The following is an 18,437-nucleotide window of genomic DNA, read 5'->3' on the forward strand; positions in this document are numbered from 1 at the left end:
GTTCGCGACCGCTGCGCGCATTTGCTCCAGGTTCACCGCGTCGGTGTCCTCGGTGCCCGCGGCGACGTTGACGATCTGCCGGGTGAGCCCGCTCGAGGCGTCTCCGATCGAGACCGTGTTGTCGCGATCGGCCAGCGAGCCGGCGCCGAGCGCGACCGCGCCGTCCACCGGCGCCCACAGCCCGCTGTCCTCCTGCACGCCCACGATGGCGCGGGAGCCGAGGGCGATCGAATCGGAGCCGTGCACCTCCGCGCCGGTGCCCATCGCGATGCTGTCCACATACAGGATCGGATCGCCTTCGCCCCAGAAGTAGCCGTTCCAGACGGTCGCCTGGCCGATCGCGAGACTGTTTCGACCCGCGGCCCAGGAGCCGACGCCGATCGCGGTACTGTTCTGGTTGTTGGCCATCGCACCGTTACCCACGGCGGTCGAACCCTCGGCCCAGGCGTTGCTGTTGCTGCCCAGCGCCACCGCGCCTTGCCGCAGCGCACGCGCCCCGGAACCCATCGCGGTGGTGAAATCCGCCTCCGCCGATGCGCGATCGCCGATCGCCGTGGCGTCGTAGCCGGTCGCCTGCGTCGCGTAGCCGATCGACACCGAACGGATGCCGGTGGCTTCCGCCAGCCCGCCGATGGCGGTCGCGGCGTACTCGGTGGCCTGCGCGCCGCTGCCGAGCGCCGTGGCCAACCGGCCCGACGCCCGCGTGCTGCGCAGGTCCTGGCCGGCGAAGCCGCTGCCCAGCTGATCCTCCAGCAAGTCGGCGATGCCACCGATGGCCACGGCCGACTTGCCCTCGCTTTCGCTGCCGGCGCCGATGGCGGTGTTGAAATCCCCATGCGCCTGCGCGCCGGCGCCGAGCGCCGTGGCCGCCAGGCCGCCGGCCAGCGTCTGCTGGTCGAGCACGACGCCGTAGGGATTGCCCTGGCTGTAATCCACCCGCAGCGCGCCGCCGAGCGCCGTCGACGAATCCGCCAGGGCGAGGCTGTCGCTGCCCACCGCCGTCGCCGATTCGGCATAGGCCACCGCACCGCCGCCCAGCGCGGTGGTGCCGTCGCCGATCGCCGAGGCCGCCTCGCCCGCGGCCAGCGCATTGTCGCCTTCGACCCAGGCGCCCGCGTCGCTGTCGGCGCTGCCGCTGGCCTGGAAGTAGTAGGCCATATCCGCCGCCGCCGGCGTCGCGTTGCCGGCCGCCTCGTGGACGTCGGCACCGACGGCGGTGGCCTGCGCGTGCGCGAGCGCCGGTACCGCGAGCGCGCCGACCAGGATCGTCGCGCAGGTACGGCGGCCGCGGCGGGCGCCGGCGAGTTCGGAAGCCACCACCATCCGGCCCAGCGCGGCGTTCCAAAGGACCCTGTAGATTCTGTTCATCGAGAAGCTCTCCAGCATGACTTGAAAACGAGCAGGCGCCTGCCGCGGATCGGAATCCGCGCCATCAGCGTCCGTGTCTTGGCCCTGTCACCGAGAACAGGTAGGGCCATCCCCGCCGGCGACCGTACGAAACCCGTCGGCGGCTTGTCACCCGCACCCTCTCGCCGGAAGATCACCGGCTTCTCACCGACCCAGGCCGGCAGGCGCGACGATGTTCAAGGCCCTCATCGGCTGGTTCGACCGGCTGCCCATTCCCGACGCCGTGGACAGGCGCAACGCCCGGGTGATCCAGGCGCTGCTGCTGTTCCTGGCGATCACGATCCCGGCCATGCTGCTGTTCGGGCTGGCGGTGTCGTGGCCGGTCCTGAGCCGCGGGCCGTTCCCGTGGCAGCTGGCGATCTCGCTCGGCTTCAGCCTGGGCATCGCGATGCTCGCGCTGGTGGGCGTGCGCATGATCCGCCGCGGCCGGTTCCGCCCAGCGGTGCGGATGCTGCTGGTGGTGTTGCTGGTCATGCTGTGCGTCAACGCCGCGGCGAACGGATTCGAGCGCCAGCTGCCCGACCAGCTCGCGCAGATGCTGGTGCTGATCCTCAGCGGCCTGGTGTTGGGGCGGCGGACGCTGTGGACGGTGTTCGCGGTTCTGCTGGCCGTCGTCGCGATCGGCGCCCTGCGCGATGCTTTCTCGCTGTTCGCCGACACCCCCCTGCGGGCGTTCTACAACGTGCCGCAGACCGCCTTCAGCTACCTGCTGGTCGCGATCCTGATCGACCGTACCACCGAGGCGCTACGGGAAAGCCTGCGCGAATCCAACGCCCGCGGCACGCGGCTGGAGGCGGAGATGCGCGAGCGCGAGCGCACCCATGCGCAGCTCATCCATGCGCAGAAGAAGGAAATCACCGAACGCATGGCCGCGGGCGTCGCCCACGACGTCAACAACATCTTCGCGGTGATCGCCGGCTTCGCCGCCGAGCGCCATCACGACGACGCCGGCAGCGATCGCGAACGGGCGATGCAGCTGGAACGCGGCCTCGAAGCGGTCGAGGCGGCGGCGCGGCGCGGCATGGCCACGAGTCGCCGGCTGCTGCGCTTCAACCGCCCCGACCGCGCCCAGCCCGAGCGCTTCGACGCCTCCGACGCCGCGCAGGCGCTGCGGCCGATGCTGGTTCAGCTGCTGGATGCCGGCATCGCGCTGCGGATCGAGCCTGCGCCGATGCCCACGCCGATCGAGTTCGACCGCAGCGAATTCGAGCTCATGCTGCTCAATTTCGCCTCCAACACGCGCGATGCCATCGAGGGCGAGGGCCGGTTCTCGATCCGCATCGGCCGCGAGGGCGCGATGGTCCGCATCGACATCGCCGACGACGGCCCCGGCATGCCGGAGGCGGTGCTCCGGCGCGTGTTCGAGCCGTTCTTCAGCACCAAGCCGGCCGAGAGCGGGACCGGGCTGGGACTGGCCGTGGTGCACGACCTGGTGCGCAAGGCCGGGGGCGACATCTCGGTGGCGTCCCAGCCCGGCACGGGCACCGCGTTCGCGGTCCGCCTGCCGCTGGCCGGCGCCACCGGCGGCCGGGATCAGGCGAGGATGTAGCCGTGCCCGTGCACCGCGGAAAGCGACAGCGGCACGCCGCAACGCTTGAGCACCTTGCTTCGCAGCCGGTGGATCATCGAGTCGAGGCGGTGGGCGTCGAATTCGTACACCTGGTCGGTCAGCGCGGCGATCAGCTCCTCCCGCTCGACCAGCAGCCCGCGCCGCTCGAACAGCTTCGCGCACAGCTTGCGCTCGCTGGCGGTCAGCGCCACTGCGGCGCCGGAAGCGGCGATCAGCCGCCACCCGTCCGCGGACAATGCCCAATCGCGGATCGTCGGCTGCGGCGCCTCCCCGCCGAGCCGGCGCGAGACGCTGTGCAGGGTGGCGGCGAGCAGATCGATCTCGACCGGCTTGGTCAGATACGCGTCCGCGCCCTCGCTCAACCCGCGCACCTTGTCCTGCGTTTCCATGCGGCTGGTCAGCATCACCACGCCGATGCGGTGGTGGTGCGCGTGCAGGTCCCGGGCGATGCTGAATCCGTCGCGGTCGGGGAGGCCGACGTCGACGACCGCCAGATCCACCGTGCCCGCGCGCACGCGGCGCTCCAGCGCCGCGGCGGTCCCCAGCCCCTCGGCATCGAAGCCGAACCGCCGCAGCCCCGGCAGCAGGATGCCGTCGCGCAGCATCGCGTCGTCTTCCAGAACGACCACGCGCAGAGCGGAATGGGCGGCGGGGAGCTTCATGTCTCGGGCAGGAGCCGGCGGGCCGCCGATGCTAGCGCAGATCGGGCGGCGCGGTGGCCGCGCCGCCCGATCGCCCGCCTCAGCCCTCGTAGGCGCGCTCGCCGTGGGAGACGATGTCCAGGCCCTGGCGCTCGTCCTCCTCCGACACCCGCAGGCCCACCAGCAGCCGCACGACGAGCATCGCCAGCGAGGTCACCACCGCGCACCAGCCGACGGTGAACAGCACGCTGACCAGCTGCACCCAGACCTGCGCGCCGATGGCGAGGCCGGCCTCGGTGCCGCCGAGCGACTGCGCGCTGAAGACGCCGGTGAGCAGGGCGCCGACGATGCCGCCGATGCCGTGCACGCCGAACACGTCGAGGCTGTCGTCGGCGCGCAGCAGGCGCTTGAGGCCGTTGACGCCCCATACGCACAGCGCGCCGGCGGCCAGGCCGATGACGATCGCGCCGATCGGCCCGACGGTACCGGCGGCCGGGGTGACGCCGACCAGGCCCGCGACCGCGCCGGAGGCGCCGCCCAGCGCCGAGGGCCGCTTCTTGGCGATCGCCTCGACCAGGCTCCAGGCGACCACGCCGGCCGCCGTCGCGACCATGGTGTTGAGCATCGCCAGCGACGCGCTGGCGTCGGCGGCGAGCGCGGAGCCGGCGTTGAAGCCGAACCAGCCCACCCACAGCAGCGAGGCGCCGACGAAGGTGAAGGGCACGCTGTGCGGCTTGATCGGCTCGCGGCCGTAGCCCAGCCGCTTGCCGAGGAAGTAGGCGCCGACCAGGCCGGCGACGCCGGCGTTGATGTGCACCACGGTGCCGCCGGCGAAGTCGATCACCCCGCGATGGGCGAGGAAGCCGCCCTCTCCGCTCCACACCATGTGCACCATCGGCAGGTAGGCGAAGGTCACCCACAGCACCGCGAACAGCAGCACCGCGGTGAACTTGATGCGCTCGGCGAAGGAGCCCACCACCAGCGCGGTGGTGATGCCGGCGAAGGTGGACTGGAAGGCGACGAACAGGAATTCGGGCAGCCCGCCGGCGTCGGTCTCGGCGGCGATGCCGCGCAGGAACGCCTTCTCGGTGAACGAGCCGAAGAACGCGTTGCCGTCGGTGAACGCCGCGCTGTAGCCGTAGGCGACCCACACCAGGATCACCACGCAGTAGACCACCAGCACCTGCATCAGCACCGACAGCACGTTCTTCTGCCGCACCATGCCGCCGTAGAACAGCGCCAGGCCGGGCACCACCATCAGCAGCACCAGCAGGGTCGAGGTCAGCATCCAGGCGACGTTGCCGCTGTCGAACGCGGGGGCCGCGGCCGCGGCGGCATCCTGCGCGAAGGCGGCGCCGCTGGCCGACAGCGCGAACGCGGCCGTCAGCGCGCGCAGGGCGACGCCGGAAGGGGTCGGAAGGCTCATGGGTCGGTTCTCCTGGCGGTCAGAGGGCGTCGGCATCGAGTTCGCCGGTGCGGATGCGCACCACGCGCTCGAGCGAGGTGACGAAGACCTTGCCGTCGCCGACCTTGCCGGTGCCTGCGGCCTTGGCGATGGCCTCGATCGCGGCGTCGAAGGTGTCGTCGGCGACCGCGCACTCGATCTTCAGCTTGGGCAGGAAATCGACCACGTACTCCGCGCCGCGGTAGAGCTCGGTGTGCCCCTTCTGGCGGCCGAAGCCCTTGACCTCGGTGACGGTGAGGCCGGTCACGCCGGCCGCGCCGAGCGCCTCGCGGACCTCGTCGAGCTTGAACGGCCGGATGATGGCGGTGATCAGTTTCATGGAAGTCCTCCGTTGGAATGCGGGCATCGCGCCGCGGCGCCGGCGGCGGGCGGCGGCGAGACGGGCGGTGGTGGCGGGATCGGGCGACCGGTGCGGGCCGGCGGTGGCGCGCGCAGCGCGCGGCGGCGGGCTGCCGGAGCCATTCGCGGCCCGGCGGACGGGCGACGCGGCGTGCGTCGGGCACGACGCTGCGGATCGCCGGGGAACGCGGCGGGCGATCGCCAGTGGCGAGCGGATGCCGGGCCGCACCCCGAAGGCCGCGGGCGAGGCGCGCTCGGATCGACGTGGCTGCATGCAGGCTCCCCGTGCGATGGAACCCCCCCGGTCGTCGCGATGCGCTGGCGCACCGCGTGGAAGTGTCGCGTGCATCGTCCGGGCGGGCCGACCGCCTCTGTCCCGGATGGTGCCTGGTCTTGGGGCGTCCCGGCCCGGTGCATCCTCGTGGCGCCGGCCCGCGCAGGCGCCGGCGCCACGAAGCTGCAGTCCGCACGGATCGCGCCCTGCGCGAGCCGTGTTCCCCCGGATCAAGCGATGGACTGGTGCGGGCACGCGGACGGGCGAGGAACGCGCACCCGTCCGGTGCCCCGCGCCGGTCCGGACAGCGGCCGGGGGAAATGGCCGATGCCCGGGTACCGGCGCAGCGTCAGACGGTGTAGTACAGCTGATACTCGAGCGGATGGGTGGCCGCGCGGAACTTGGTCACCTCCTGCATCTTCAGGTCGATGTAGCCGTCGATGAAGTCGTCGGTGAACACGCCGCCGGCGGTCAGGAAGGCACGGTCCTGGTCGAGCGCTTCCAGCGCCTGGTCGAGCGAATGCGCGACCTTCGGGATGCCCTTCTCCTCCTCGGGCGGCAGGTCGTAGAGATCCTTGTCGCTCGGGCCGCCCGGGTCGATCTGGTTCTTGATCCCGTCCAGGCCGGCCATCATCAGCGCGGCGAAGATCAGGTAGCCGGACTGCATCGGATCGGGGAAGCGGACCTCGATGCGGCGCGCCTTGGGATTGGCCACGTAGGGAATGCGGCACGAGGCCGAGCGGTTGCGCGCCGAGTAGGCGAGCATCACCGGCGCCTCGAAGCCCGGCACCAGGCGCTTGTAGCTGTTGGTGGTGGAGTTGGCGAACGCGTTGATGGCGCGCGCGTGCTTGAAGATGCCGCCCACGTACCACAGCGCGGTCTGCGAGAGGCCGCCGTAGCCGTCGCCGCTGAACAGGTTGGTGCCGCCCTTGGCCAGGCTCTGGTGCACGTGCATGCCCGAGCCGTTGTCGCCGACCAGCGGCTTCGGCATGAAGGTCGCGGTCTTGCCGTTGCGGAAGGCCACGTTCTTGATGACGTACTTCATCGCCAGCAGCTCGTCGGCCTTCTTGACCAGCGAGTTGAACTTGGTGCCGATCTCGCACTGGCCGGCGTTGGCGACCTCGTGGTGGTGCACCTCGACCTCGATGCCGATCTGCTCGAGCGTCTTGCACATCTCCGCGCGCAGGTCGTGCAGGGAGTCCACCGGGGGGGTCGGGAAGTAGCCGCCCTTGATGGTCGGACGGTAGCCGCTGTTGCCGCCCTCGTACTCCTTGGCGGAATTCCAGTGCGCTTCCTCGGAATCGACATGGAAGAAGGTGTGGCCCATTTCCACGCCGAATCGCACCGAGTCGAAGACGAAGAACTCGGGCTCCGGGCCGAAGAAGGCCTGGTCGGCGATGCCGGAGGACTTCAGGTAGGCCTCGGCGCGCTTGGCCACGCCGCGCGGATCGCGCGAATAGGACTGCATCGTCGACGGGTCGAGCACGTCGCAGACGATGTTGAGGGTGGGATCGGCGGTGAACGGATCGATGAAGGCGCTGCCCGCGTCGGGCAACAGCACCATGTCCGACTCGTTGATGCCCTTCCAGCCGGGGATCGAGGAGCCGTCGAACATCTTGCCCTCCTCGAACAGGCCGGGCTCGAAGATGGACACCGGGTAGGTGACGTGGTGCTGCACGCCGCGCATGTCGGCGAAGCGCAGGTCGATGAATTCGACCTTGTGATCCTTGATCAGCTTTTCGACGTTGTCGATGGACATCGGGAACTCGAGCTCCGGGGAAGGGAATGGCGCAGGAAGACAAGCAATCCCCGTGCCAACCGCAAGTCGTTGATTTCAGGAGCGCACGGGAGCTCTCCGGCGCACATTTGCACAAGAGCGGTGCACCATTGCGCGCGCCCCGCACCACTAAGGTGCAAGGCGGCGCACCCGGCCCGCGGGGTCCCGTTCTCGCCGGTCGCGTATCCTTGCGCCTCGCTCCCCGCCTGCCCGCCCGTGTCCGACCTGCTCTCCGCCCTGCTGCTGGGCATCATCGAAGGCCTCACCGAGTTCCTCCCCGTCTCCAGCACCGGGCATCTGCTGATCGCCCAGCACTGGCTGGGCGCGCGCTCGGACTTCTTCAACATCGTCATCCAGGCCGGCGCGATCCTCGCCGTCACCCTGGTGTTCCGGCAGCGGCTGTGGCGCCTGGCGACGGGCCTGCACCAGCCGGACCAGCGCGACTACGCGATGAAGCTGGCGGTGGCGTTCCTGGTGACCGCAGTGGTCGGCCTGCCGGTACGCCTGGCCGGCTGGGAACTGCCGGAGACGGTGACCCCGATCGCCTGGGCGCTGGTGCTGGGCGGGCTGTGGATGCTCATGGCCGAGCGCGTGGCCGAACGCCGCGGCGACGACAGCGCCTCGGTCACCTGGAAGGTCGCGATCCTGGTCGGCCTGGCGCAGGTGGTGGCCGGCGTGTTCCCCGGCACCTCGCGCTCGGCGGCGGCGATCTTCATGGCGATGCTGGCGGGGCTGTCGCGGCGCTCGGCGGCGACCGAATTCGTGTTCCTGGTCGGCATCCCGACCATGTTCGCCGCCAGCGGCTATGCCTTCCTGGAACTGTGGGCCGAGCAGGGCCTGGCCGGCGAGGCCTGGGACGAAGTCGCGGTCGCGTTCCTCGCCGCCAGCGCGACCGGCTTCGTGGTGGTGAAGTGGCTGCTGGGCTACATCAAGCAGCACCGCTACACCGGCTTCGCGCTCTACCGCATCGCCCTCGGCGGCCTGCTGCTGCTGTTCATGCCCTCGGGCAGCTGATCGCCCCGCAATTCCGCCGGCCGACGCCGAGGCCGCAGCCGGCGCGCGCAACCCCACGCGCGCATCTGATACGTTCGCACGCGCCCCTGTCCCGGAGACGCGCATGCGCCGCCTCGCCCTGATCGCCGCCCTGCCCCTCGCCCTCGCCGCCTGCCAGGCCGAATCCCCGGCCGATCCGCCCGCGGACGCCCCGTCCACCGAGACCGCGACCCCGGGCCCGCGGACCGCCGAGCGCGCGACGCCCGAACTGTCCGCCTACCACTGGCGGCTGACCGAAGCGCACGATGCGCACGGCCGTCGTCTCGACGCCCTGTTCGTGGACGGCGCCGAACCGCTCACCATCGACTTCGCGAACGGCCACCTGGGACTGTCGGGCGGCTGCAACCGCGGCAGCGCAGCCTACGCCGTGGAAGGCGACACCCTGCGCGTGCAGCAGTTCGTCAGCACCCAGATGGCCTGCGCCGACACCCGGCTGATGGCGCTGGACACCGCCGCCGCGGACGCCCTGCAAGGCAGTGCCGAGATCCGCCGCGAGCCCGCCGCTGGCGACCGCCCGCCGCAGCTCACGCTGGCCGGCACGCAGGGCACCCTGGTCTTCATCGGCGAGCCCACCGCCGAAACCCGCTACGGCGGCCCCGGCGAAATCGTGTTCCTGGAGATCGCACCGGAGCGCGTGGCCTGCCAGCACCCGCTGATCCCCGACCACCGCTGCCTGCAGGTGCGCGACGTCCGCTACGACGGCCAGGGCCTGCGAGTGGGCGAGCCGGGCGAGTGGCGGCCCCTGTACGAGGAGATCGAGGGCTATACCCACGAACCCGGCGTGCGCAACGTGCTGCGGCTCAAGCGCTTCGAACGCCCCGACGCCCCCGCCGACGCCTCGTCGTCCGCCTACGTGCTGGACATGACGGTGGAGACGGAGGCGGTTCGGTAGTAGGTACGGGATCGCAATCCGTTATACGCCACGCATGCCTTTGCGCACGGAGCGTGAGACAGTGTGTTTGTGTTGAGTATTTATCCGACAGTCCGCCCCCCTCATAGCTTCCTGAGGGGCGGACACCTGGGTCTTCAGTAGATTGGCGGTTACCACACCGTCCAAACCGAGCCGGAGAACCCAGATGTCCGCTTAATCCCAGCGCACCAAGCGCAAGCTCTCGCTGGCCTTCGCCAAGGTCTACACCAGCAAGACGCCGGTGACCGCCGCCGATACCCTGTACGAGCGCGTGCTGCCGTTCTACGAGGCGCTCGACGTGCCGGTGCGGGCGATCCTGACCGACAACGCCCGCGAGTTCTGCGGAAAGCCCGACAGCCATCCCTACGAGCTGCTGCTGGCCTTGGAGGGCATCGAGCATCGCACTACCAAGATCGCCACCCCGCGCACCAACGGATTCGTCGAGCGCATGAACCGTACGCTGCTGGACGAGTGCTTCCGCGTCGCAGGGCGCCAGACCTGGTACATCACCCCCACCGAGATCCAGCGCGACCTCGATACCTTCCTGCGCTACTACAACCTCTAACGCAGCCATCAGGGCTACCTCCTCAAGAGCCGCACGCCGGCTCAAGCCCTGCGCGAGGCGCTCAAGCGCAAGGCCCTGCCACCGATCGTTCCAGAGCCCGAGCAGACAACCGAAAACGAAGCTGAGAAACTCATCGCCTGACCGCCGCTACCGACGGCCCAGTGTCGGGTAATTACTCAACTTGTACGCCCCGCACCGTGCGGAGCTTCGGTGTTCTTACAGCGCAGCGTGGCAGATCAAGACCAGCCCTACGGTTCCTGCATCATCGTTGAACTAGGGTCGTTCTCGACAAGCGTTCCCAGATCAAATTTCCTGCTGTATGAGCTACGGCTACTGATGGTGACTTCATCCGAGCGAAAATTGCGGCCATCTTCGCATTCAGCCACGAAGTAGTAGGATTTCGGCCTCGGGCCAGCAACAACCATCATTGTTGTAGAGAAGTCAGCAGGGATATCCCTTGTTGGCGACTGCTCACCCGTCTCGGCTGAAACCATGCCAAGTTGGCACGGCTCACCCTGTTTATCCGCCAACCCCGGCGCTGGCACTGAGCCAGACACCCGAATAATCATATCGCCACCGAAGGCCGTGCATCCCGTGACCATCAATCCGCCCATGAAAATTGGCAGCGCCATCTTCATTTGCTGCACTCCTCCTTCTTCTGTTGCAGGCAGTCCTTGAGCGCCTGGGCATGGTTCTTAGAAAACGCATTTGCAGCATCCTCGAAGCGGTTTCCATCTGCTGATCCATTCCGCATGAACTCTGCCGCATAAGCCCTGCGAGACAACTCACCTGTATTCCACTGCCGCAGAACATGGTAGTACTCATGCAGAACCAAGCTGTGATCAGAAAAGAACTCATCGACTGATAAGGTAGGCGGAAGACGGATTGAGTTCCTTCGTGTCGTTATGAAATCGTTGTTGACGACAGTCTTATTTCTGACGTTCACGCCAGCGACTGACTCACCAAAAGTCTGCTCCAAACAATCCGCCATCGCGCCCGACGCGGGTGCCAAGCCGAGCGGATCAATGCGCGACATGGGATTCCCCCCCACATAGGCATACGTATTCAACCCACCCGCCAGCCCGATCGGGTCCGACTGCAGGTAGCGCCCGGTCCGCCCGTCGTAGTCGCGGAAACCGTTGTACCAGTGCCCGCTCTCCGCGTCGAAATACTGCCCGGGCAGTCCCAGGTTCAGACCGCCGATCGTGTCGCGGTCCACCCGGCGGTCGAACGCGAAGTTCGACGCGACCCAGCGGTGCACCTTCGCGCTGTCGGTCGCCACGATCGGGCGGCCAAGATGGTCGTTGTGCAGGTGGTACAGCTGGCCGTCCCGCACCAAGCCCACCGGCGTGCCGCCCAGCCACAGGTAGCTCGACCACTTGCCGTCGCTGTATTCGGCCAGCAGCGTGTTCTGCCCCGCGTACACGAACCGGCTGCTGCCCAGCGGGCCGCTCTTGGCCACCCGCTGATCCAGGGCGTTCACCGTGTACGTGGTCGTGCCCGCCGGATAGGTGCGCGTTTCGTAGTTGGGGCTCAGGTACGTGCTGGCAACGTCGCGGTGCAGTGTCTTCAGGCGGTTGAACGCGTCGTAGCCGTAGGTCGCGGTCGAGCCGCCCCACGACTGCGTGGCACGGTTGCCTCGGCCGTCGTGGCTGAAAGCGATGTCCGTCGCCAGCAGCCGGTTGCTGCCGGCGTCCACGAGGTACGGCTCGGGGTGATGCCAATGGTGGCGAGTCCGATTGCCGTTCGGGTCGTACTCGAACGCCTGGTTGCCCACCTGCGACTCGTCGCGCACCAGCCGCGAGAGTACGTCGTAAGACAGCGTGCGGCTGTTCCGCGGGCGCCCCCAGTCCAGGATCTGCACGATCTCGTCGGCGGCGTTGTAGTCGTAGCTGTGGCCGATCACGCTGGTGTCCACTCGACTCGTGAGCCGACCATCGAGGTCGTATTCGCTGGTCTGCGGCACGCCGTTGCCATGCGTCCACTGCAGCACCGCGCCGGTGGGCGAGTAGCGGATGTCGCGCACCACATCCAGGCTGGACTCGCCGATCAGCGCCTGCACCAGCGCCAGTCGGCCCTGGGCATAGCCGTAGCCGACCGCTACGCCGCTCGGATACGCGATACCGCCCAGCCGGCCGAGGCTGTCGTAGGCATAGGAGGTGTAGTCGTTGCTGCCCAGTCCCAGGTCGCGCGTGGCCGCAAGACGGCCATCGGGCCGGTAGCCGAAATTGCGCTGTCCACCAGGATAGGCGGCCACGCACAGGCGCCCGACGCCATGCTCGCAACCGTCGTAACTGAAGGTGCGCACCTCCGCTCCGCTGCCGATCTGGGTCGGCCGCCCCAGTCCGTCGTACTGGTAGCTCAGCGCGCTGCCATCGACCCGGACCATGGCCGTCAGCAGGCCCGCGGCGTCGTACGCGAACGTGGTCGTGCCGGTATCCGGGCTGTTCTGGCGCCGAAGCTGGCCGAAGCCGTCGTACTCGTAGGTGGTGGCGTTGCCCTTCGGGTCCACGACGCGGATCAGGTGATCCTGGACATCGTAGGCGAACGTGGTCACGCCGCCTGCGGCGTCGACGGCGCGGACCACGCGGCCGAGCGCGTCGTAGGCCAGGGTCGACGTCCGGCCGAGCGCGTCGGTCGTGGTCAGCAGGTTGCCGTTGCCGTCGTAGGTATACGCGATCCGCTGGCCGTTGTTGCCGCGGCGCGCGCGGACCCGGCCGAGTTCGTCGTAGTCGGTGTAGCTGCGGTAGACGACGTCGGACAGCGTGACCTGCTGCACCGCCAACGGGGCGAGTACCGCGCCCCCGCCCCGGGGGACGCAGGTGTAGCCGGGACCGCAGGGGGGTTCCGGCGGTGGCGGAGGTGGTGGCGGCGGCGGAGGGGGTGGTGGTGCCGGCGGGGGAGCGCTGGGCAGCGCCGGGATCTTGAACTGCCCCGACCGGGCGATCGTCGGATTGCCCGCACCGATCGGCGAAATCCCGTGGATGTGGATGGCCTTGCCGCCGTGCTGCTCGCGCATGGCCCGGGTGATGCCGATGCGGAAGCGATAGGCGTTGCCCGAGGCGCTGCACGCGCGTGCGACCGCCGACTCGCTCGACAGGTTGGCCGTCGTCGCCAGCACGCCGGTACCGCTGCCCGCGGGGCCGCCGGCGTAGACATGCACGTCGATCGACGCGTCGGAGTACAGCGAGCAGGCCCAGCCGCCGATCGAATATCCGTTGGCCTCGTCGCCGGTCACCCCGTCGATGATGCCGGTCACGACCGAGCCCGGTGGCGCCGCCGCGCTGCCGACGCGCTCTTCGATCGGCAGCGACATCGCGTTGTACACGGTCTGCCGCACCGCGTAGCCGCTGCCGTGCCGGGTGGACTGCGCCACCAGGCGCCGCGCGGCGTCGTAGGCGTAGACCGTCCGCTGCCCGTCGGGGTGCTCCACCGATTCCAGCAGGCCCGATTCGCCATAGACGTAGCGCGTCTCGACCAGCGTGCCCTCCGGCCAGTTGCGCTGGCTGAGGACGCGGCCGCGCGCGTCGTAGACGTATTCGGTCGCCTCGCCGTTGGGGCCGACCACGCGACCCGGTTGCCCGAGACCGTTGTGGGCCGAGTAAGTCGTCTTGTGGCCCAGGCCGTTCTCGGCGCTGAGCAGGTTGCCGAGCGCGTCGTAGCGGTAAATCGTCACCGACTCCGGGGTGCCCAGCGGACCGCGCTCGGTCACCGATGCCAGCATGCCGTTGGCATGGCGGGTATAGCTGTACGTGGTGCGCCGGATCTGCCCGGTCTGGCCGTGCGAAGTCAGGTCCTTGACCGAAACCGCCGCGACGCGGCCGTCGGCGGTGTATTCGTAGGTGGTTTCCTGACGGCCGACGAGCGTCTCGCGCAGGATGCGGTTGCGAGCTTCGTCCCACTGGTACTGAGTCGTGCGGGCAGCGGGCGTCCCGACCCCATCGACCACCCGCTGCAGCTGTCCGCGCGGGTTGTAGTCGAAGTCGGTCAGCCGATCCTCGAAATCGCTGACGATGTCGCGGTAGCCGTTGGCATCGTAGGTCTGTTCGCGATAGGAGGCCGGGCAATTGGGCGAGGCCTCGCCGGTCACCGAGACCTTGCGGCCGTCCTCGTACAGGTGCACGGTCTTGCGCCCGAGCGGATTCGTCTCGGTCACCCGAAGGCGGACCGGCCGGGGCTTGGTCGTACCCGTGGACATCGGCGCGACGATCGGGCCGGTTTCGCTGCGCGGCTGATAGCACACCTGTCCGGTGCCGGGCTGGTACTCGCACCAGCCGCGGCCCGGATCGTCGACGCCGGGAACGAAGCCGCCCGGCGGCGGCGGCGCGGGCGGTGGCGCGACCTGCTCCACCGCTTCGATCGCGTAACTGAAGGTGTGGCGGTCGGCCCCGCCGGCGTGCTCGCTGAGAACGGCGCGGCCTTGCGCGTCGTAGGCGAACGTCGAATAGCGCACGCCGCCGATCGACTTGCCGGTGAGCGCGCCGGGCCGGCGGCTGTCCTCGTAGTGGTAGCGGATCGTGGTCGCGGGGCTGCCCGGCAGCGTGGTGCTGGCCAGGCGGCCGCGACCGCTGCCGAAAACGTTTGCGTCGTAGGTGTAGGCGTACACCGCACCACCCGGATCGGTGACGCGCACGAGCTGGCGGTCCTGCCAGGTGAGCGCGATGCGCTTGCCGGAGGTATGCACCACTTCCTGCAGGAACTTGCCCTGGTAGTGGAAGTTCCAGGCGATGCCCTGCTCGTTCCTGCGTTGCAGGATGTAGCCGTCGGCGTTGTAGCGCTCGATCTCATGGGTTTCGCTGTGCAGCAGGTAGTCGCCGTTGGCCTCCCGGGTCACATAGGCCACCGGATGGGCCTTTTCTTCCAGCCAGCGGTCGCCCTGCGCATTGAGGATGAACTTGATGCGCCGCCCGTCCGGGCGCTGCGCCCAGAGCCAGCGGCCGCCATTGGAGGAGGCGAGCGAATAGTCGAGGTTGCTGATCCAGTGCCGGCCGAACAGACCGGTCGCGCTCCAGAAATGGTTGTAGGTGCGCTCCAGGTACAGGCCCATCTCGCCCCCGGCGGCGAAGTCGAGCTCGTGCTCGACCTTGTTGCCGGTGGACAGCACCACCGGATTGCCGGAGCGCTCCTGGTCGGCCTCGCAGGGCGAGGGATCGCGCTTGTCCTTGGTGTCTTCCTGCGCGCTCGATCCGGAGCTACCGGAGAACGTCGTGCCTAAGCCGCTCGGCGTATTGGACCAGAACAGGGCCGTCGACGTCGGAAACGATATGTAACGCGTTCCCTGAGCGACAACCGTCTCCAGGGTGTTGATGGATCCGTCTCCCGCGCCACCGCTACCGCCGCCACCTCCGCCGTTGTTGAGGTAGTAAACGGCAACCGGCCCCTTGTAGAAGTTCTCTCGCGCGTCCGCTCGGACGTCCTGGACCAGCGCATGGCCCGCCACGATCCCGGCGAGCAGGGATACCGCCAGTCGGCGGCCCCGCGTTTTCTCCCACTTCGTCCCTGCCCCCACAGCCCCACGCGCCGTCCCGCCGGCGCAAGCGTCGATCGCCATTCCCAAGCCCCTGATTGTTCCCCGGCGCATGGCGCCGGCCTTCCGTGTTCGGCCCGAGGGCCGTCCCCCAACGGCGTCGTGCGCCGTCGAGGCAGTCTATGCGGTCCTGGGCGGCTCGGGAATGGGGACGGAGGCGATCAATGGGCTCGACCGCGCCCGCCCCGCTGGCTCAGGCGCCAGCCTTCGGATTCAACGAATAGGTGCCGTGCACCGAGGCTTCGGCGAGCACGTGGCCGTGCATGGCGGCGAAGACCTCGGCGGCGCCGAAGTCGTCGGGCAGGTCCAGGCGCGGGACGTCGAGCGCGAACACGCGGAAGAAGTAGCGGTGCACGCGCAGGTCGTTGGGCGGTGGATAGGGACCGTCGTAGCCGCGGTAGGTGCCGCGCAGCTCGGCGTCGCCGGCGAACCAGCCGGTGTAGTCGTTGCGGCCCTGGCGCGCGCCGGCGGGCCCGGGCGGCGCGGCCTTGCCGCCGCGGGTGAAGCCGTCGCTGAAGCTGCCGGCGGCGATCTCGGCGACGTCGGGCGGGATGTCGGCCATCGCCCAGTGCACGAAGTCGGTGCGCGGCTGCTCGGACGGGATCTCGACGCCCGCCTGGCCGGCCATCTCCGGGCGCGTCGGCGCGTCCGGGTCGATGCACAGCAGGACGAACGAGCGCGTGCCCTCGGGCGCGCCGTCCCAGGCCAGGTGCGGGTTGCGGTTGCCGCCGAAGCCCTGCGGCGCGCCGAGCGCGAAATCGGCGGGGATCGGCTTGCCGCGTTCGAAGCTGTCGCTGCGGATGCGCATGGTGGTGTCCTCGATCAGTGGTCCGGATAGCCCAACCGTACCGCGACCGGGGTGAGCGTCGCGAACGGGCCGGCCAGCGACCCGGCATAACGGCGCCAGTGCCCGGCGGGGAAGCGGCGGCCGCCGAACAGATCGGGCGGCGGCGCGGGCAGGGCCACGCCCAGCGCCTCGCCGACCGACAGCGCGAGCGCGGCGGGATCGTTGACGGCGTCGTCGGTGCGCAGCACGCGCACCGGCTGCAGATCCTGCTCCAGCAGCGCGGCGACGTGCTCCAGGCCCTGCGCCAGCCAGGCCGCGCCTTCTTCCGGCGTGCCGAGCCGCAGCGGCACCGGCGAGCCGAAGGCGAGCCAGTTGACCAGCATGTCGCGCGGGTCGCGGATCACCATCAGCAGTTCGGCATGCGGCAGGTGGGCGCGGGTGACGTCGAGCAGGGCGTTGTCCCACCACAGCAGCCAGTCGATCAGCGCGCCGTCGGCGGCGCCGCGTGCGGCCAGCTGCGCGCGCCACTCGTCGTGGACGGCGCGGGGCGTGGTCTCGCCGCGCAGGAGGCGGCCGACGGTATGCAGGTTCTGCATGGGGTCGCGCGGCGGCGATGCGCCCAGGCGGTCGGCGCGGAAGGCGCCGACCACGCCGTCGAGCAGGCGGCCGACGTGCTCGTGGCCGGAGCCCGGCAGGCCGGCCATGAACATCAGCCGCGGCGCGCCGGCGGCCGGTTCGGCCCGGGCCGCGCGCGGCGCGTCGGCCGGCGACCAGGCCGGCAGCGCGACCAGCCGCTCGGCCCAGTCGGCGTGCATGCGCGCCCAGTGCGCCACCGCTTCGTCGTGATGGCCGGCGTTCTCGTGCGCCATCGCCGTCCAGCCCTGCAGCTGGCGGCGGCGCGCTTCGTCGCCGGCCGCGGTGGCGGCCTCCAGTTCGCGCAGGTAGGCGATCGCGGCCTCGGGGTCGCGCGCGGTGAGCAGGTCGAGCAGTTGCGAGTGCGCGCGCGGGTCGTCGGGCGCCCGCCGCGCGATCTCGCGCGCGGTGGCTTCCGCGTCGGCCGCGGCGCCGGCGGCGAGTTCGAGATTCAGCCGCGCCTGCAGCGGCGCGGGCGAATCGGGCATGGCCGCGAGCCAGCGCTCGACCAGCGCGCGCGCGGCGGCCGCGTCCGGCTCCACCCCGAGCCGCGCCTGCCACAGGGCCGCGACCTGCGGCGCGGTGGCGAGCGCGGCGTCGAGGGTCGCGCAGGCGTCGTCGCGGTCGCCCAGCGCCTGCCAGGCGCGCAGCAGCAGGTCGATGGCGACCACGTCCTCCGGCGTGGCGGCCAGCACCCGCTTCAGATGCGCGACCGCCTGCCCGGCGCGGCCCAGCCGCAGCGCCAGCGCGCCGGCGAAGCGCAGGTGTTCGGGCGAGGGCGACGCGCCTTCCAGCGCCGGCGCGATCTGCCGGGCGGCGTCTTCCGGTCGCCCCTGGCGCAGCACGATCTCGGCCAGCAGCCGGCGCGAGGGCAGCGCCTGCGGGGACAGGCGCAGCAGCCGCAGCAGGGTCTGCTCGGCGAAGGCCAGGTGGTCCTTGGCGATGTAGGCGAAGGCGAGCGCGTTGAGCAGTTGCGGATCGTCGGGCGCGCGCTGCGCGGCCTGCGAGAGGATCGACAATGCGCGATCGGACTCGCCGCGGCGCAGCGCGATCATGCCGCGCACGGTGGACAGCGCCGGGTGTCCTTCGCCGAGGCGCGCGGCCAGGGTCGCCAGGCGCTCGGCCTCGTCGAGGTCGCCGCGGGCGATCGCCAGCTCCGCCTGCACGATGTAGGCGCCGAAGCGGTTGGGGTCGAGTTCGAGGGTGCGCGCGAGCGAGGCCTGCGCGCCTTCCAGGTCGCGGGCGCCGAGCAGGGCCGCGGCGCGCTGGAAATGCAGGCTGGCGTCCTCGGGCGCGAGCGCGATGGCGCGGTCGAAGCTGTCGAGCGCCGCGGCGTGGTCGCCGCCGGCGCGCTGCGCGGAGGCCAGCAGCTCCCATGCGCGCACGTCGTCGGGGTGGGTTTCCAGCACGGCGCGGGCGGCGGCCGCGGCCTCGTCGTGGGCGCCGCGGCGCAGGGCGTCGAGAATCGGGTCGTGCATCGGGTGCGGAT

The 18,437-nt window shown here is 70.2% G+C and carries 13 protein-coding genes; 4 read left to right on the forward strand and 9 right to left on the reverse strand.

All coding sequences use genetic code 11. From position 1 onward, the window contains the following. Positions 1–1,368: ESPR-type extended signal peptide-containing protein (locus Z164_RS0117700; protein WP_269079020.1), on the reverse strand; the 1,368-nt coding region annotated here is incomplete at its 3' end. Positions 1,369–1,579: 211 nt separating this feature from the next. On the opposite strand from Z164_RS0117700, the gene Z164_RS0117705 reads away from it, so the two are divergent. Then, a complete protein-coding gene (locus tag Z164_RS0117705; RefSeq protein ID WP_024892014.1) occupies positions 1,580–2,956 on the forward strand; it encodes a sensor histidine kinase in 1,377 nt (458 codons plus the stop codon). On the opposite strand, the gene Z164_RS0117710 is transcribed toward Z164_RS0117705, so the two are convergent. The 4 genes from Z164_RS0117710 to glnA form a co-directional block, all read right to left on the reverse strand. Beyond that, entirely contained in the window at positions 2,941–3,639 is a 699-nt protein-coding gene (locus tag Z164_RS0117710; protein WP_043690805.1) for a response regulator transcription factor, read from the reverse strand. The two genes, Z164_RS0117705 and Z164_RS0117710, sit on opposite strands and share 16 nt — an antisense overlap. A 79-nt stretch (positions 3,640–3,718) precedes the next feature. Beyond that, positions 3,719–5,080, reverse strand: a complete 1,362-nt coding sequence (locus Z164_RS0117715) for an ammonium transporter (protein ID WP_052338515.1) — start codon at positions 5,078–5,080, stop codon at positions 3,719–3,721. Continuing rightward, positions 5,064–5,402 carry a P-II family nitrogen regulator gene (locus Z164_RS0117720; protein ID WP_024892017.1) on the reverse strand — a complete coding sequence of 113 codons (339 nt, stop codon included), beginning with the start codon at positions 5,400–5,402 and terminating at the stop codon, positions 5,064–5,066. The genes Z164_RS0117715 and Z164_RS0117720 overlap by 17 nt, the downstream gene beginning before the upstream one ends. Positions 5,403–6,045: 643 nt before the next feature. Then, entirely contained in the window at positions 6,046–7,455 is a 1,410-nt protein-coding gene (gene glnA / locus Z164_RS0117725; protein ID WP_024892018.1) for a type I glutamate--ammonia ligase, read from the reverse strand. 234 nt (positions 7,456–7,689) lie between these two features. On the opposite strand from glnA, the gene Z164_RS0117730 reads away from it, so the two are divergent. The 3 genes from Z164_RS0117730 (at position 7,690) to Z164_RS23140 (ending at position 10,001) form a co-directional block, all read left to right on the forward strand. Further along, a complete protein-coding gene (locus Z164_RS0117730; RefSeq protein WP_024892019.1) occupies positions 7,690–8,487 on the forward strand; it encodes an undecaprenyl-diphosphate phosphatase in 798 nt (265 codons plus the stop codon). 103 nt (positions 8,488–8,590) lie between these two features. Then, positions 8,591–9,418, forward strand: a complete 828-nt coding sequence (locus Z164_RS0117735) for a DUF4377 domain-containing protein (protein WP_024892020.1) — start codon at positions 8,591–8,593, stop codon at positions 9,416–9,418. A gap of 259 nt (positions 9,419–9,677) precedes the next feature. Next, a complete protein-coding gene (locus Z164_RS23140) occupies positions 9,678–10,001 on the forward strand; it encodes an IS481 family transposase (RefSeq protein ID WP_024892021.1) in 324 nt (107 codons plus the stop codon). Between the two features lie 248 nt (positions 10,002–10,249). Here the strand turns inward: Z164_RS23140 and Z164_RS22670 are convergent, their stop codons facing one another. The 4 genes from Z164_RS22670 to Z164_RS0117760 form a co-directional block, all read right to left on the reverse strand. Continuing rightward, positions 10,250–10,639 (reverse strand): hypothetical protein, encoded by a 390-nt coding sequence (locus tag Z164_RS22670; protein ID WP_152541034.1) that lies wholly within the window; start codon positions 10,637–10,639, stop codon positions 10,250–10,252. After that, positions 10,636–15,552 (reverse strand): RHS repeat-associated core domain-containing protein, encoded by a 4,917-nt coding sequence (locus Z164_RS21540; RefSeq protein WP_152541037.1) that lies wholly within the window; start codon positions 15,550–15,552, stop codon positions 10,636–10,638. The genes Z164_RS22670 and Z164_RS21540 overlap by 4 nt, the downstream gene beginning before the upstream one ends. A 169-nt stretch (positions 15,553–15,721) precedes the next feature. Next, positions 15,722–16,336, reverse strand: a complete 615-nt coding sequence (locus Z164_RS0117755) for a YbhB/YbcL family Raf kinase inhibitor-like protein (protein ID WP_024892022.1) — start codon at positions 16,334–16,336, stop codon at positions 15,722–15,724. 14 nt (positions 16,337–16,350) lie between these two features. Then, positions 16,351–18,426 (reverse strand): tetratricopeptide repeat protein, encoded by a 2,076-nt coding sequence (locus tag Z164_RS0117760; protein ID WP_024892023.1) that lies wholly within the window; start codon positions 18,424–18,426, stop codon positions 16,351–16,353. Between the last annotated feature and the right edge of the window lie 11 nt (positions 18,427–18,437).

Origin of the sequence: Luteimonas huabeiensis HB2 (genome assembly GCF_000559025.1) — a bacterium.
Lineage (GTDB): Bacteria > Pseudomonadota > Gammaproteobacteria > Xanthomonadales > Xanthomonadaceae > Luteimonas > Luteimonas huabeiensis.